This window comes from Streptomyces nanshensis, assembly GCF_001751255.1.
Taxonomy (GTDB): Bacteria; Actinomycetota; Actinomycetes; order Streptomycetales; family Streptomycetaceae; genus Streptomyces; species Streptomyces nanshensis_A.
This window is the reverse complement of the sequence record NZ_LJGW01000252.1, coordinates 1-15,447: the sequence shown is the minus strand read 5'-3', so window position 1 is coordinate 15,447 and position 15,447 is coordinate 1. Positions and strand designations below refer to the sequence as shown.

The window sequence follows — 15,447 nt, the reverse complement described above, 5'->3', positions numbered from 1 at the left end:
GGCTGCGCGCCGAGCTGCCCCGGCGCGCCGCCCTGTGTCAGTCGGTCAGAACGGCTGCCCCGGAGAGGCACCGGTGGCGGGACCGTCCGTACGGCGTGCCCGGCGGGCGATGAGGACGGCGCCGGCCACCATCCCGCCGCCGGCCGCGGAGGCCAAGAGGCCGACCGTCAGCGTCGCGACGTCCCACGCAGGGTGCTGCGTCGGCTCGATGCCGTCGGGCTTGGCCAGGTGCGCCGCGCCCTTGTGCGCCCGCGACTTCGTCTCCTCCCGCGGTGGTTGCGCGGCCGCCCGTACGGCCGCCGCGGCGTCGATCCGCCCGTACCCGAAGACGGGGTTGAAGCCGCCCGGCGGGTGGTGAGCGGTGCGGGTGAGGATGGTGCGCACCTGCCCCGGGGAGAGCCGGTGTTCCGGCGCCGCCGACAGCATGCAGGCGACCACTCCGGACGTCAGGGCCGTTGCCGGTGACGTGCCTTGGATTTTCTCCCAGCCGCCGGTGTTGCTGGCGCTGGTGATGCCGACACCGGGCGCCGATATGGCGTTGTAGGTGTGCACGTTGGAGAAGTCGGCGTGGGCGCCGCCCTTTTTGAAGGCCGCGACCGCCAGTGCGCTGGGATAGGCGGCGGGATAGGACGTGTCATTCAGCTCATCCGCCTCGTTGCCGGAGGCCGCCACGACCGGGACGTTCGCGCCGGAGGCGACAGCGAGGGCCGCCGTGTCCTTCTCATCGAATGTGTCACCCATCGTGTCCCCGCCGATCGAGAGCGAAATCACGTCCACGTCCTGGTCGACGGCGTATTGGATGGCGCGTGCCATCGGATTGTCCGTGGCATTGCGGAGGTCGCTGTCGTTGGACGGGTCGTCGTCGATCACGCGAATCGAAAGAATGTGAGCTTTCGGCGCCGCTTGGAGAATGTTCGAGGCCATCGCGGTGCCGTGCACCCCGAATTTCGCGTCCCCCTTGTGCACGCCGTCCTGCAGCAGGTTCGGACCGGTGGTCACCTTGCCGTCGAGCGCCGGGTGGTCGGCGACACCGGAGTCGATCAGCGCCACCTTGACGCCCTCGCCCTGAGCCTTCTTGTGCGCGTCCTTCAGCTTCAGCGCCCGGGACTCCCACGTGGGGGACGGAGATTTCGCGTACGCGGGTGCCGCAGCGCCCGCGCACAGCAGTGCGCTGAGCCCGGCGGCGGCCGCGACGGTGGAGAGACGACGGCCGGTCATTTCGACTCCTTGTTGATCAGATCGCTCAGGTACAGGTCGAGGGACGACGCCAGGTCCTTCGCGGCGCCTTGCCAGGGCCGCGGCTGCGACGGATCACCGATGTCCCACTCCTCGGGCAGGTGACCGGCCATACGCCCGTCGACGTTGCCGGCGACCGCGGCGAGCCCGTACGGCAGGTTCAGGCCCGTTGCCTGTCGGCCACCGCCCCCGATGCGGCGCTCATCGCTCCACTCGGCGGCGGGCGTACCGGGCACGGCGTAGGCGTGGACCCCGTCCCCGCGCTTGTCCGTGTTGAGGAACCGCCCCAGTTCGGCCTCTGCATTGTCGGAGGGAGAGATGACGATCACCGCCACGGTGCTCACGGTCTGGCCCGTGGGGTCGACATACGTCGCCCGGAGCACGTTCCGGCAGCCGCGCTTCGCCGCTTCCGTGGCGAGGCGCCCCCCGAGCCCGTCCCGGCACGTGGCCGGGCGTGCGATGCCCAGCCGGCGCCAACTGCCGTGACGGGGATTGTCGGCGGTGTCCGTCGGTTTCAGCTTCGTCGACAAGGTCTTGGGGAAGACCTTGTCGGCCGGGACGTTCCGCCACATTGACGGCCCGAACGCCTCGCTGTTGGAGACCTGCTGCGTCTTGTTCATCACGGTGTTGATGACGGTGCCGCCGCCGGCGACCAGCACCAGTACCCCCACGACGCTCAACGCCACGCACAGCAGCCGGCGGCCCGTTCCGCCCCCGCCGGAGGGCGGCGCTGTATGCCCCTGCGCTGTCGGCGTCGGAGGGGGAGGGCCGGGCGGGGGCCCGGCCGGTGGCGGGGGCGGAACGGGGTGGGGCTCGTAGGACATGACTTCTCCCGGCAGTGGGTCTGAGAGCGGACAGAGGGCGTTCGGGCCGCTGCACAGCACGCCCGGTACAACCGGGCTTGAGCAGAGCGGCCGCCACCCGGCCTGGGCGAGGGAAGCGACAGGCAACCGCCCGCCCGGCGCGTGGGCGCGGCCCCGATGCTGGGTGCACGACTCCCAGGAACGGCGCCATGCGCCACCCCGAAGCGCCCTGGGTGCTCACCGGGGGAAGACCAGGACGGGGTGAGCGTCACCGCATGACGAGCAAGCCCCGCACAAGGGGTCTGCGAGACGAGAATCCGGCCCCTGGTGCCGGGAGACGCACGTAGCGGAGGTCGGCGCGCCTCGCCGGGGAGATTCTCGGTCGCTCGTACACCTCAACCCCTGCGCTCACGAGGCTTCCCCGTACGGCTGTCTTCCGCCCACCGGGCCGCCTCACCCCGCCAGAGGAACACGCCACCGCCTCCAGCGTCACCGGGTGACGCCCTCTCCGAGAGCCGGACTCCCGGAGAACGCCTTGCTCGACTTGTCGCTGTACCTTGCCGCACCTGGACCGGCACAGAGGGAGGGAGAGTCACGACCATGGAGATGACCATTGCGCTGCGGCGCGCCGCTGATCCCGCCGACGACAAGCCCCGCACGAAGAAGACGAAGAACGCGAGCGCGCGCACCCAGACCGAATCCGGAGCCCAACCCCGGGCCCGGTATGAGATCGTCGGCGGCCCCTGGGAAAGCACGGGCGCCCGGGTCTACCTCGACCGTGAACTGCCGCCCGGCGGGGCTCGCGAGTACACGGCGGCGCGCAAAAGGGGCGTGCGCTCGTTCACGATGTGGACCGATCCGCACCGCTTGAAGACGTGGGCCCGGGTCGTCACCGCCCCGGACGACGAGAAGGCCCCGTCGCGCTACGAGGTGTACGACGGGAGCGACCGGTTCGTCGGCAGCGTCACCCGGGAGCGGAGCTTCACCCACGGCCACCTCCGCACGCGGTGGACCGCACAGCAAGAGGGCCGCGCCGCCGCGGTCGGATACAAGGGCCGCCTGGCCTGGTGGGCCGTGTGGTGGCTGATCTTCCCCGTGCAGTGCGTACTCGCCCCCGCCATGCTGTTCAGTGACGGCGACATCTTCCGCGCGCCCCGACGGATCGGCTACCGCCACGGCGGCACCCGCGTCCTGGACTACGGGAGCGGCATGCAGAATCATTTCCACCTGACCGCGGTGCACGCGCCGGACTGGAACCCACAAATGCTTGCCGCGCTCCTGGCGCTGCACACCAGCCACGACGGGATCATGGGCGACTCCTGGGACAAGGGCGCTGACGAGACGGCCAACCCCGCAGTGCCCCGGTCCGGGTGACAGAACACGGTTCTGTCCTTCCGACGTCAGCCAAGCCGCGCGCCCCGCGCAGTCTCCGTGGAGAGCGTCAGCACCGTGCTCGTTGCAACGCGCCAGCAGCAGCGCGCGCGATGTCGGGGCGGGAGAGGATCGCCGCGACGACATCTTCTCTGGTCGGGCCGTCAGCCGGAGCGGGAACGGCCCGGCATGTCCGGGCCTCCAGCTCGGCAAGGGAGGCGATACACGGGTCGGTGTCGGCGCTGTTCTCCAGGTCCAGGGCGAGCAGTTCGTCACGCAGACTGGTGAGGGCGTCGCGCAGGCCGGCGAGGACCATCTTCATGTGCTCCGGCCGGCGGGCGGTTGCCAGGCTCGGGTACTTCCGCGTAGGGACGTACGCCTTGCCCAGGTGCGAACTGGCGATCTGAAGGCAGTAGATGGCGTCATGGAGCACCTCGATGGGATCTCCGGCTGCCGGCAGGACGCTGTAGTCCCGGCCGTCGGCGTCCTTCGCCATCTGCGCGTCGATGCCGAGGTCTCGCAAGCCCATGGTCGTGGCGACCATGGTCATAGCGTTGATCACGAGACGGCTGGCGTCGACGAGGGATTCCGCCATGCGCCGTACGGTTCCCTGGCGCTCCTTGGCGGTGGTGTCCCGCTCTTCTGCCGTCAGAGCCTGGTGCTCGGCGCCGATGTGCGTGGTGGTCTGCACGAGAGTGTCGGTGGTGATTCGTCATCGGGGTGTCAGTGAAGCAGTTGGGCCCGAGGGCCTGTTGGAGCTGTAGTTCATTCTTGACCTATGGTGATCTGGCTGCTGTGGTTGGTGGCGTGACGACTCCCGCTCTCCGTATGACCCGGCCGACAGTTGAAGTGCTGCGCTTGTTGCTGGCGGCGCCGGCGGATGACCCGTTGTGGGGAGCGAGGATTGGAGAGTTGGCTGATCTCGGGAAGAGCACGGTGTCGCAGATCCTTGCCCGGCTCACGGGACTGGGCTGGCTCACACTTCGCGACGAGGAAGGGCCGCATCCGTCCCGGCCGGCCCGGGTGTTGTGCATCCTGTCGCCGGCGGGGCGTGAACGGGCCGAGGCGGCGCTGTCCGCGTGGAGCTCGCGTCGCCAGCAGCAGGTACTTGAAACGCCGGACGCACCAGCGCAGTCCCCGTCCAGGGCGCGCGGCGGCATGCACTTCCCGATCGGCTACCTCGCTCCGCGCCGCTCCACGCCCGCGGACCGCGCCCTGGAGGCAGTCCGGAACGATGACGACGTACCCGAGGAACTGGCGGTGCTCATGGAGGCACTCACCACGCTGGAGACGGTGAGGCGAAGCCTCACCCGCGATGTCTTCGCTCAGGCTGCCGCCGACCCGGCGCACGCAGAGCTGTACGAGCAGTTGGTGCGGGCCATCGCCCTCCAGGGCATGGAGATCCGGAAGTGGACGGTATTCGCCCCGCACGCGGGCTAGTTCATTCTTGACCCACGGGGGTCGAGGGACGGCGAGCGCTCAATTCTGCGCTGACTGCTTGGTGACGAGCGGCACTGACATCAGGGACGAACCCCAATGTCACTTTGATGACGACTACCAGTGCGCGAGCACAGCCAGGAGCCCCGAGGCGGCCCTGCGGATGCGGTCGTCCTCGTCGGTGGTGCGGTGGAGGGACGCGGTCGCGCGCGCGGTTGGGCGTCAGATGGTCGCGTCTCCGCGTACAACGACGCACTGAACGGACAGGCACGGGAACGTCGATGCTGATCGTGACGCCCGTCGCCAGGTGAGGCGTGCGCGTACGAGCGACAGCAGAGACGCTGCGCGCCGCCGGATCCGCCTCTTGCCCGGCCGTCCGTATGCGTCGCACCACCTCTCCCGTGCCCCACGGCGGAGGTCTGGCGTGCGAGGCACTTCACGCCAGAAGGGCAACTCTCCGCGTGCACGGCGCTGTTCGCGATGACTGGCCGTTTGACGTCTATGTCCACTGCGCCGGACGTCGTACGGCGGGACCGGGGAAGGAACCGTACCGCACCGGCAGCCAGTAGATGTAAAGTAGAATGTGTGTCATACGTAACCGCAAAGGGGAGTGGTATGGAAGATCAGGGGAGCGCATTCGCCGGCATCGACGCTCTGCTTGATGAGACCGGACCGGTCGACCACAACCTGGACGGACTACCACCCGCGTCCGAGCGCCGACGTCTTCGCAAAGCCTGGAATCTCTCGCAGGACCAGGTCGCGGAGAAGGTCGGCCGCACCCGGCCGACGATCAGTGCATGGGAGAAGGGCAAGGAGGGGGGAAAGTGGGATCCGGACCCCGGAAGCCCCGAACGAGCCCTGTACGTGCATCTGCTGACCGGTATCAAGGAACGGCTCAAGGCCCGCGAAGCCGCTCGTACGGCCCGCCCGTGCGTTCTGTGCGGGGAGTTGGCAACGGACGAAGTCGAGGGCTACCCCCAGCATCTCGATCCCGCCGAATGCAACCCTGCAGGGCCCGTGACCGTGTCGCCTGCCGCCGCGACGGCAGTGGCCTCGCCCGGATCAGCCCCGGCTGACGCAACTCCGGGCGAGGACGCCGGGCCCGCCCCGTCGTCGCAGGAGCGGCCGGCGCGTGCGCGACGGACCGCTCCGACGCGGCGCACCGTGGGCTCACGCCGGGTGAAGCAGAGCGAGCCCAGCCCGGGGGAGCGGTACATCAACGACCGCGTCCGCGAGGTCCTCACCGCACACGGCGGAGACGCCGAGGCCGCCATTGCAGAACTGGAGTACGAAGCGATCCCCGACGCCATGCACCTGCTGGAGACCAGCCGGGACGGGGGCCGATACGACTTCACCTACCATGCCGCCGTCCTGCCGGACATCTTCACCAAGAAGCCGGGCCGTGAGGGCAACGACATCTGGGAAGCCCGCCCGAAGTGGAGCGCCCCCGAACACGTGCTACCTCACGGCGAGTCGAAGGTCACCGCGCTGGACATCAACGGCGCCTACCTCTCCGCCCTCAAGGCACACCTTCCCATCGGCACCCTCGAACACCACCTCGGCCCCGCCGAGGGCGGCCCCGCCTACGACAAGCGCCGATCCGGCGTCCACCTGATCACCCCGCCCGACTGGCACCACGACGCCCTGCCCAACCCGCTCGGCAACCGCGAAGAACCCGGCCAGTTGTGGGTGACCGAATCCACCCTGCGTCTCCTCCACCGCTGCACCCGCGACGGCCTGTCCGAGGAGCCACTCATCCACGAGTCGTGGACCTCGGGGGAAAGCGAGAACCTGCTGGAGACCCTGCGGAAGTGGTTCGCCACCGCACGCAAGACGGCACTGGAGAACGGCGACGAGGTCACCGAAGCGTACGTGAAGGCGATGTACTCGAAGTTCGTATCCACCATGGGCCACTCGAACTACAACCGGCATCTCTACCGGCAGGACTGGGTGCACATTCTCCGCTCCCAGGCATTCGGGAACCTGTGGGGGAAGGCGTACAAGGCCCATCAGGCCGGTCTGACGGTCGTCGGCATGCTCGGCACCGACGAACTCCACGTTATCGGCGACTGGCGCGCCGCCACCGTCAACGACCGCCCCGCCTTCGTCGAAGGCCGCGACGTCGCCCAGGTGAAGATCAAGGACACCTACACCATCACCGGCCCGGAGGCGGCTCATGCCTGACCGTACGATCCAGTTCGGCCTGCTCCGTGCTCGCGGCGTGAAGGGCAGCGAGGCTGCCGCCCGCGTCCTGGACCGGCTCGCCCTCGAAGGCGGCATCACCTCACCGGTCACCACCCGCCGCGGCCTCAACGCCCGCCTGAACTACCTCACCCGCTCCGCCGCCGGATACCAGGCCATGCGCGACGCCGGCATCACCGTCACCCCCCGCACGCAGCGCGCCTGGCGGCAGCGCACCCAGACCCCGAGCCCCGCCAACCGCGAACGCATCGACGCCGCCTACCGCGCCTACCGCCGCCACAACGTCGCAGCCCACCTCCGGCAGCGCCTCAACGCCGATGGCGGCACCCGCGTGGAGATCCACCCCCTCGACCAGTCCGCCGTCCGTAACCGGCACCAGCGCACCCTGCCCTTCCGCCGTCTGACCATCCGCAACTGGGACCGCATCGTCGACGCCTGGCACGCGGGGGACGACACCGCCCTCGCCGACGCATGGGACAACAAACTCCAGGACCTCGGCAGCCAATGGGGCATGTACGAATACGTCACCGCCGTCGCCTTCTCGGCATAGCCGATGCGCCTCGGCGGCCCGTACGGGAGACCACGCACCATGCGTCGCGCGCTGCCGGTGACAAGCAGCGCGCCGCACCGGTGACAACTACCTGCTTCGTCGCGTGGGGCTGCTGCCACTTCGTTTGGCAACGGCCGCGCCCCGCTCGACGCTGGCAGCCGCCGCTCGGGCGCTACGGCTCCGTCAGTTCCGCTCCGTCGCGCTGTTGTCGTATGCCCCGGCGTCCGCGCGTCGGCCGCGGTTGCGGGTTGCGGGTTGCGGGCTGACCGTCCCATCCGCCGCCCGCCCACGTCGGGCGACTCGTACGCGGCCGCGCTCGCAATGCCGTGCGCGCTCACACCCCCCTGCGTCTGTTCGCCACTGTGATGCCGCCCGTCGTCCTGGCTGACGTTCCGCGAACCCGTCTCCGGGGGCTCGGTGCCCTCCCCGTCCGGATATCCGGGCCGCTGCGCACGGGGTGCGGTGTGTCAGTGCTGATGGGTAGCCTCCAACGCCTACGACGTTGAAGGGGATGATGGGGGTATGCGCCGCTGGGATCAGGCGATCGCAGCCCTGCGCATGCAGGGCCAAGCAGCTCGGGACGCGGCAGCCCGCGTCGAGGAGCTGCGCGACAGCAGCACGGTAAGTGACAGCCGCCTCGCTGCGGTCACCCTCTCCCACGTCGTCGAGACCGACTACCTGCGCTGCGCAACCGCGCTGCTGCGGGCGCACCTCCGCGACGCACGCCCTCCACGGCGCCTACCCACGGCGCGCGTGTGGCCAGGACCGGCCCGAAGCCTGTGGCACCGATGGGAAGCAGACCGGCTCGGCGGAGTGTGGTCGCACATCCCCGGAGCTAGGCTTTCGGCGCAACTACGGGCAAATGGCGCCGATGCATTGCTGGACGAGGTGGCTGCCCGCTTGAAGGCCTTGCAGGACAGCAAGCGAGGCCGCCGCGACCATCCGCGAATGTACGAGAAGTTCATCCCCGACCCCGCCGACCAGATGGCCGGGAAAACTGCACGCCTGCTGCCAGGGACCCACGACTCGGGCCACTGGATCAATCGCAATTTCGCGCCGGGAACCGGGCTACGCCTCCAGCCTGACCGCCTCCAGGAAGCCGATCAGCTCAAGCACGACGAGCTGGCCGTACACGAGCGAATCCTCGACTTCGGCGACGCCGTACTCCAACTCCTCACCGAGTGCCGTGGGCATCCCGAGACAGCGTCGGCACCCGGACCGCCCCTCCGCAGGCGCGCCGCTGCGTACTGGATCGGGCGCGAGCCCGATCTCCTGCCGCCCGGGCCCGGCTGGCCGCGCAAACTGAACCCGTTCCAGAGGATCACCTTCATCGGCCTGGCCGCGCTCGGCGTGGGGCTGGTGTGGATTCCGCTGACGGTGATGTCCAAAGCCGCCCTCTTCGACCACGCCGCGGTGTTTCTATGGGCCACGGCGCTGGTCGCTGCGGCCGTAGTCGCCGTGATCTACCGGACCGCCCCCCGTCTGATGTCGCTGCCCGGCAAGACGGCGGCCGCGCCGGGCATCGTGGCGGCCATCGCCGCCGTAGCGGTGTGGCAGCTCCAGGGCCCCGTCGCCGACCACTACTTCGCTGACCCCTGGCAGCGCTACGACCAGCAGTTCGACCAGGGATGTCTGGCTGCCAGCCCGTACCGCACCGCCAACGTGGAGTCCACGGTCGAAGGCCGCGCCCTGATCATCATTCCCCTGAGCGGCGAGAGGACGCTGCGCCTTGGCCCGGCGGAGAACGGCGGTACTCAGCCGCTGCATGCGCTCGACCACGGGTCACGGGAAGTGCTCCGGCTGTACGGGTGCTGACTGCCCCGCTCACGCGCTCGCGCGGGGACCAACGGGAAAGCCGTACGCATAGCGAAAGCCGGTGTGGTCGCCCCGTCAAGAGAACGGGAGATGACCCGACCACACCGGCCTCGTAAGACGGTCATCCCCTGCCAAGGATGTGCGACCGCCACCAGGGTGCATCCACAGCTAGGAACAGAACCGCTGGAGTGTGCCTTCAACGATAGTCACCGCGCACCGCGTTACGCCTACTCAGAGCCAATTCTCGCGACGATCCTTGAACCACCCGGCCTCGCGCCCGCGGCGCCGTGGTGTTCGTACTGCGATCGCCCCACGTGCGGCAGTGACGCGCCGCGCTTCGGTCCGTGCCCGGTGTCGTCCGGGGCGCCCGTCGTCGGCGCCTGTGGTGCTCGCGCTCGCATGCTCTGTCGCCGACCAGCGCCTCGCCGATCGTTGTCGCGTTGCCGTTTCGGTGGCAACGCGACGCTTCGCCGAGTCGTGCTGGCCGTGCTCGGCGTCGTCGCCGGGCTCCGCTCCCGTGTGGCGTCCGTTCCGGTGGACTCGTTCACTCGACTTCAGGTGGCAGGGCCGACTCCAGCGGCGTACGGACGGAAGGCGTCCAGCAGTCCCTGCCGTCAGAGCGTTGCGGGCTGCTGCCGCTTTGCTGGCAACGCGCGGTTTCCCGGGGCGCGTTGGTCCGGCGACTGGCCCGCTTTTCGCCGCGTTTCATAGCGCCGGTCGTGCCTGCGTCGGTGTCTCCTCGAGCTGGGCGCGCGCCCACGACCCGGCTACTGGCCGCAGGTTCGTCATTCGCTGGCCGGTACGTGGTCGCCCCCGGGCCACGCTGAGCGCCGCGCGCCTGCCCCGTACCCCACCGCCGTGCGGGTGCCCGGCCCGCGGCGCCGCTTGCTGTTGAATCTCGGCGCGGCCTGTCGTACGGGCTTCCGTGGCTCTGCCCTGTCAGGCCGCGCCGCGCGACACCCAGGGCTCCGGCGTGCCGGCCGCACGCCGCCGGTGCTCGGTTGGCCCCCAAAAGTCAGGTGAACAGCCCGAGCTGAGCGAGGTGTTGTTCCAACTCGGCGGGGAGTGTGTGGCGGCGGGTGCGCATGTTGCTGCGCCATACGCCCAGCGCCACCCGCTGTTCCACCGCGTGGCCTGTGCCGTCGTCGACGAGGATGGTCTCGCGGTGCTTCCGGGGAACCTTCCCGTGCCCCTCACGGCCGTGGAACTGCCGCAGCGCCGCGAGGTTCCTCTCCTGCGACGAAGCGTCCGCCGACACCACGATGGTGCTGCCGACCGCTTCGGCCGTACGCCGCTCGGCGTCGGCCGGTGCCTGGACGCCGAGCTCGGCCATCCGCTCCCGTTGCCCGTCGGACAACGTCCACCAGGCCGCGACTTGTTCGGCCAGCCACGCGCCGACGTCGTCGCCGCCGACCCGCACACCCGGGTGGATCTCCGCCAGGGTGGCGCCGCCATCCAGGCACTGCCGCAGCTTCACCCAGTGCCGCTGCCAGGCGATCGGCCACGGCGGGTTCCAGTCCCGGTCGATCGCCGCGAGCTCGCCGCGGCGCTGCGCGGCCCGGGCCTCGTCCTTGCCGAGCCCGTGCGGCTTGCGGAGGTTGGCCAGCGCCTGCCCGACTGGAAAGTCCTCGATGACCGCGTCCTTCGGCGCCGCCAACGTGCCGTGCAGCTCGTAGTAGCGCCGGAAGTACGCCACCTTCTGCTCGAACCGCGCGTCCGGCACCGACCACACCATCCCGAGCTCGTCCAGCAGCTCGAACCGCCACGGCCGTAGCGTCCCATCCCGGTGCGCACGCCGCTGCTCACTGCCCCACTGGCCGACGGGATACTCCTGCGCCTCCTCGCCTTCGCCGAGCACGATCGTCGCGTCCAGCGGCATCCGGGCGTGCCCGTGCTCGCCGACCCACTGCCGGAAGGCGTTGTACCCGGTCAGCCACACATCCGACTCCGGCCGCAGGATGCGGGTCCGTACGAACGCCGCGATCAGCCCCGGGTCCTTGGGGCTGGAGAAGTTCAGCAGCGGCGGCAGACCGGCCTCCGCCGACCCCGACCCCTCACCGCCCCCTGCGGCCTTCCCGTCCGCCTCATCGCTCGTCTCGTCGTCGTGGCGCTGCGGATCGGACGCGAGCACGTCCTCCGGCACACCGCTCCCCGTCGGCCGGCTGCGCAGCTCCAGGTGCTCCACGATCGCGGACTCGTAGCTGCGCAGCCCCTGGAGCACCGCGACCAGCGGCCGGTAGCTGGAGGAGGCGATCATGTTCTGCGGATCCTCACCCGGCGCGAGGAAGACAGGCACGACGATCCGCGCCAGCTTGCCCTCGCCCTCTTCCTGCCGCAGCGCCCGCCCGATGTTCTGCACGATGTCCACGGCCGAGGAACGGGTGTCGGCGAAGACGACGCCTCCCACCCCGCGCTCGCCGCGGATGTCCACGCCCTCACCGAGGACACGGCAGCTCGCCAGGAAACTCACGTCGGTCTTCCAGCCGTCCTCGTCCAGACCGTCCGCGAACCGGTCCAGCACGGCCCGCCGCTCATCCGCGGAATGCTGACCGCTCAGCCACTCCGCCCCGACCCGCTTCGGATACACGACCGGATCCACCGCATGCAGCTCCGCGGCGGTCTGCGGCAGCGCCCGCGCGAACGCCATGGCCTCCAGGGTGCGGTGATGGAACGTCATCAGCGACCGCACACCCGTCTCGTCCATGTGCTTGAGCAGCGCGGGCTGGAGCACCGCCAGCCGCCGGCCGCGCATCTCCTCCGGATCGGCGTCTTCCGGCGGTTCGGGGTCGCGGATCTCCAGCACGTGGACCACGAACCGCGCAAGCGTCCCCCGCTCCTGAGCCTCCGTCATCCCGTACTCGTGCACCTTCGGGCCATAGATGGCCTCGTTGTCCATCGAGGCCACCAGACGGCCCTCAACGGCCCCCTCCAGGCCCTGCGAGCCCCCAGGAGCACCGGAGGGCGACGGGACCTCCCACACGCGCGCTGTGGCCGTCATGTAGAGCCTGCGCACCGCCGGTAGCCGCGCGTTGTCGTGGATCGCCGCCCAGGCCTTCTCCGCATCTCCAGAAGTCCGGTGCGCCTCGTCGACCACCGCGAGGTCGAACGGATCCAGCCGCTGTCCGTAGACGCCGCGAAGGGCCCGCTCCAGCACCCCGGGAGCAGGTTCCCCTTCCTCCAGGACGAGGTCATCGACGGCGTTCTGCGCCGCGAGAGAGGCGTACGTCGCGAACATCACGACTTGCCCGCGCCCAGCCCACAGCGCGAGCTGCGGAGCGCTGGTTGTGGCCCGTACGCCGAGCTTGCCCAGGAGACTGTCCCCCTTCAGGGAACACACAGCGACCGCCTGCCCGCGATACCCGGCGGCCCGCCACTCCTGGACCGTCCGTGTCAGCAAGTCCAGGGTCGGGACCAGCACGAGGACACGCCCGCCGGGCGTCAGCCTCCGCGCGGCCTCGGCGGCGATACGCGTCTTCCCCGACCCCGGAGCGGCAATGATCGTCGCCCGAATCCCGTCCGGAGGAATCTCACCCGTGGAAGGAATATCCAGGGCAGGAATGACCGCATCCAGCGCTTCCTGCTGATTCCTCCGAAGCTGAACAGTGGCCATTTTCCTGCACCTTTCCATAAGGCCGAGAGAAACGAAGAAGTTCGGTTGCGAAGCGAATGGACCTACAAAGGCACACTGCCTGTGCTGGGTCCGGCGGCGGGGCGGACCATGCGGTCCTCGTCGCCCGGGGCTGGGTCGGGTGTGAAGCCGTAGCGGCGGTATCACGCAGTCAGATCCCGCTGCTCCAGCGGCGGGAGGGAATCGGCCAGTTCAGCCCACCGCTTCGGGATGAACGGGCGCGCGGCCAGGCCGATGGTCACGTGCCCGTGGTCGGTGAGGATCTGGCGCAGCAGACGCGATGCGAGATGCTCGCCACGGTGGTGAGGATGGACGGCGATCTCTGTAACCCACAGGGTCTCGCCGCCGAGGATCGTGGCCCAGGCAGCGAGTTTGCCCACGTGCAGCTCGATACGTCGTTCGCCTGCAGCGTCGTCCCACATCCCCGCTGCCGGGGTGCTGGTCAGGACCGCGTGACCGTCCGTTCCCATCTTGGTTCCCTTCCGCTCCATCCCGTCTGTGCGGGAGCGAGGCCGCCCCGCGACGGACGCGGCTGTACGCTGACGCCGCGGCGGCCCCGGGGTGGCGTGGCGATCGCCTCAGTGGCCCGGGATGCCGCGCTGGTGGCCGGGGGAGGGCTGCTACCCCTCCATCGCGTCGAGCGCCTCGGCGCGGCCCGGCCACCGCCTACTGCCCCGGCGCCTCCCCCTTGCCCGTCCGTTAGGCGGCGAGTTCGAGCCGCCGCAGGTACTGCGCTGCCGCCTCCTCCCCAAGATGCCGCCGGATCGCGTCGCCGCGCTCCCAGTCCTCCAGCGGCCCTCGCCGCTGTGCTTCGGCCCAGATCTCCGCGACTGAGAGCTTCTTCTGGAAGGTGTGGCCGATGCGTGCTTCGAGGTCGGCGTAGCGCTGGGGGTGGGTGAGTCCGAGCGTGAGACACAGCCTGGCGGCCCGGATGAGCCACTCCCGGCCCGCCAGCACGCACAGGATGCAGCTCAGGCGCGGCAGCCCGGCGTCGTAGGCGGGGTGGTACTCCAGCCCGTTCTGCGCGATGGTCTGCCAGACCTCGGTCTCGGACATGTCCAGGATCGGATGCGCCGTCACGACGAGCCGGTTGCCGTTCCCGAGCCGGGTATCGAGCGCCAGCTCAGGCTTGCGGCGCCGCGCCGCGGACTCCTCCGCCCGGATGCCCATGAAGTTGACCACCACGGCCTGCCTGCTCAGGCCCAGTTCCTGGACGAGGAGGGTGATGACGGGGGCGAGACGGTCCCGCTTCAACTGCGAGGTACACAGTCGGTTCTTGGAGTCCGGGAACTTGCCGCGCTTCTCCACCAGCCGGTACAGACCGCCCTCGGCCTCGACCGCGATGAACCGGACGCCGTACCGCTCCGCCTGCCGCGCTACCAGCTCGCGAACCCCCGGCCACTCCGAGCTCTCGCCCAAGTCCGCGTGAACCACCACCACCTTGTGCAGACACCCGGCCGCTCGCGCCCAGGTGACCACCCGGTGCAGCATCGCCAACGAGTCCTTGCCCCCGCTGGACTGCACCGGCAGAACGTCCGCCTGGCCGATCAATTCCAGCAGTCGGCCGGCGAACAACTCCCGGCACAAGGCCGCACGGTTCGCACCAGGAGCACTCCCCGCCGCGTAGGGGGCGTACGCACGACTCAGCCGCTTCCCGGCCGCCCGCGCCGCCAGGAAGGCACGCTGCGCCTTGAGCGAGTCCTCACGCTGCCGCCGTCGGGCCGCCTCAAGCCGTGAGACCAGACCGGCGCGCACCTTCCCCTCCTCTGAGTCGGAGTCAGCCAGCGCGGACTCGGCGGCACGGCGGGCGGTGATCGCCTTCGCGTGACGGCGGCACGCAGTGGCGAATGATCGGTCGGCCTGTTCGGAAAGCCGGACCAAATCGAGAAGGGCCAGGCATGAACGAATGTCCACGGTCGGTGCTCCTTCAAAGCGCGCCCAGTTCGGCATCCTGATGCCCAATGCCGCTCTCTCTGAACTGCGCTCGGTGAGTGGTGGCGATCGTTTTCAGTGGGGCCTTGAAGGCGCTACCCGACAAGGCATTCATCGGTGGGTGGTGCTCACCCAACTCCCCAGAGTCTACCCGTGATGCATCACCCTGTACATGAGTCGTAGAACCCTCTTGAAGTCCCCTTCTCAACATGGGATGCTTGTCTTAGTCGATCCGGGCTGGCTGATCACCAGTCAGGAGTAAGGGAGGGTAGCGCCCTTCTGGAGCTGCGGTGTTTGGCGTGCATGCCCCACGGGGGGAGGAGTGGGTTCGATTCCCACCGGCTCACTGCTACACGGCGTCAAGTCGCCGTGTAGCCCGTCTAGTTGCCCGTTCGAGACCGGGAAGCCCCCGCGCCGCTGCTGGCCTGTAGTTGTGGATGCCGGCGCGGAGCGCCCGGCATCCACCGTCGCCC

At 69.7% G+C, this 15,447-nt stretch carries 11 protein-coding genes; 5 read left to right on the top strand and 6 right to left on the bottom strand.

Annotated features, from left to right (window positions below):
* Positions 1 to 45: 45 nt before the first annotated feature.
* Both AN218_RS14745 and AN218_RS14740 read right to left on the bottom strand, forming a co-directional pair.
* Positions 46 to 1,218, bottom strand: a complete 1,173-nt coding sequence (locus AN218_RS14745; protein WP_070017347.1) for a S8 family peptidase — start codon at positions 1,216 to 1,218, stop codon at positions 46 to 48.
* Positions 1,215 to 1,916 (bottom strand): hypothetical protein, encoded by a 702-nt coding sequence (locus AN218_RS14740; protein WP_141747583.1) that lies wholly within the window; start codon positions 1,914 to 1,916, stop codon positions 1,215 to 1,217. The genes AN218_RS14745 and AN218_RS14740 overlap by 4 nt, the downstream gene beginning before the upstream one ends.
* Before the next feature lie 723 nt (positions 1,917 to 2,639).
* Between AN218_RS14740 and AN218_RS14735 the strand changes: the two genes are divergently transcribed.
* Positions 2,640 to 3,413: a hypothetical protein gene (locus tag AN218_RS14735; RefSeq protein WP_070017346.1), complete on the top strand. Its 774-nt coding sequence runs from the start codon at positions 2,640 to 2,642 to the stop codon at positions 3,411 to 3,413.
* A gap of 67 nt (positions 3,414 to 3,480) precedes the next feature.
* On the opposite strand, the gene AN218_RS14730 is transcribed toward AN218_RS14735, so the two are convergent.
* Positions 3,481 to 4,101, bottom strand: coding sequence for a hypothetical protein (locus AN218_RS14730; RefSeq protein WP_079132184.1), 621 nt, complete (start codon positions 4,099 to 4,101; stop codon positions 3,481 to 3,483).
* A gap of 80 nt (positions 4,102 to 4,181) precedes the next feature.
* Between AN218_RS14730 and AN218_RS37485 the strand changes: the two genes are divergently transcribed.
* From AN218_RS37485 to AN218_RS14710, 4 genes are all read left to right on the top strand, one after another.
* The gene (locus tag AN218_RS37485) at positions 4,182 to 4,850 is read left to right on the top strand and encodes a MarR family transcriptional regulator (RefSeq protein WP_216311768.1); all 669 of its coding nucleotides are present in this window, start codon (positions 4,182 to 4,184) and stop codon (positions 4,848 to 4,850) included.
* Between the two features lie 612 nt (positions 4,851 to 5,462).
* Positions 5,463 to 7,031, top strand: a complete 1,569-nt coding sequence (locus AN218_RS14720; RefSeq protein WP_070017343.1) for a helix-turn-helix transcriptional regulator — start codon at positions 5,463 to 5,465, stop codon at positions 7,029 to 7,031.
* A complete protein-coding gene (locus AN218_RS14715; protein WP_070017342.1) occupies positions 7,024 to 7,599 on the top strand; it encodes a transcriptional regulator in 576 nt (191 codons plus the stop codon). Before AN218_RS14720 ends, AN218_RS14715 begins: the two co-directional genes overlap by 8 nt.
* Before the next feature lie 522 nt (positions 7,600 to 8,121).
* Positions 8,122 to 9,414 (top strand): hypothetical protein, encoded by a 1,293-nt coding sequence (locus tag AN218_RS14710; RefSeq protein ID WP_107421448.1) that lies wholly within the window; start codon positions 8,122 to 8,124, stop codon positions 9,412 to 9,414.
* A 1,015-nt stretch (positions 9,415 to 10,429) separates the two neighbouring features.
* On the opposite strand, the gene AN218_RS14705 is transcribed toward AN218_RS14710, so the two are convergent.
* The 3 genes from AN218_RS14705 to AN218_RS34490 all read right to left on the bottom strand — a co-directional run bounded on the left by AN218_RS14705 (position 10,430) and on the right by AN218_RS34490 (position 14,956).
* Positions 10,430 to 13,024, bottom strand: coding sequence for a DEAD/DEAH box helicase (locus tag AN218_RS14705; protein WP_070017340.1), 2,595 nt, complete (start codon positions 13,022 to 13,024; stop codon positions 10,430 to 10,432).
* Between the two features lie 161 nt (positions 13,025 to 13,185).
* Complete coding sequence (locus AN218_RS14700) at positions 13,186 to 13,512, bottom strand: GNAT family N-acetyltransferase (protein ID WP_070017339.1); 327 nt, start codon at positions 13,510 to 13,512, stop codon at positions 13,186 to 13,188.
* Positions 13,513 to 13,741: 229 nt separating this feature from the next.
* Positions 13,742 to 14,956 carry a phosphoadenosine phosphosulfate reductase domain-containing protein gene (locus tag AN218_RS34490; protein ID WP_244900459.1) on the bottom strand — a complete coding sequence of 405 codons (1,215 nt, stop codon included), beginning with the start codon at positions 14,954 to 14,956 and terminating at the stop codon, positions 13,742 to 13,744.
* Between the last annotated feature and the right edge of the window lie 491 nt (positions 14,957 to 15,447).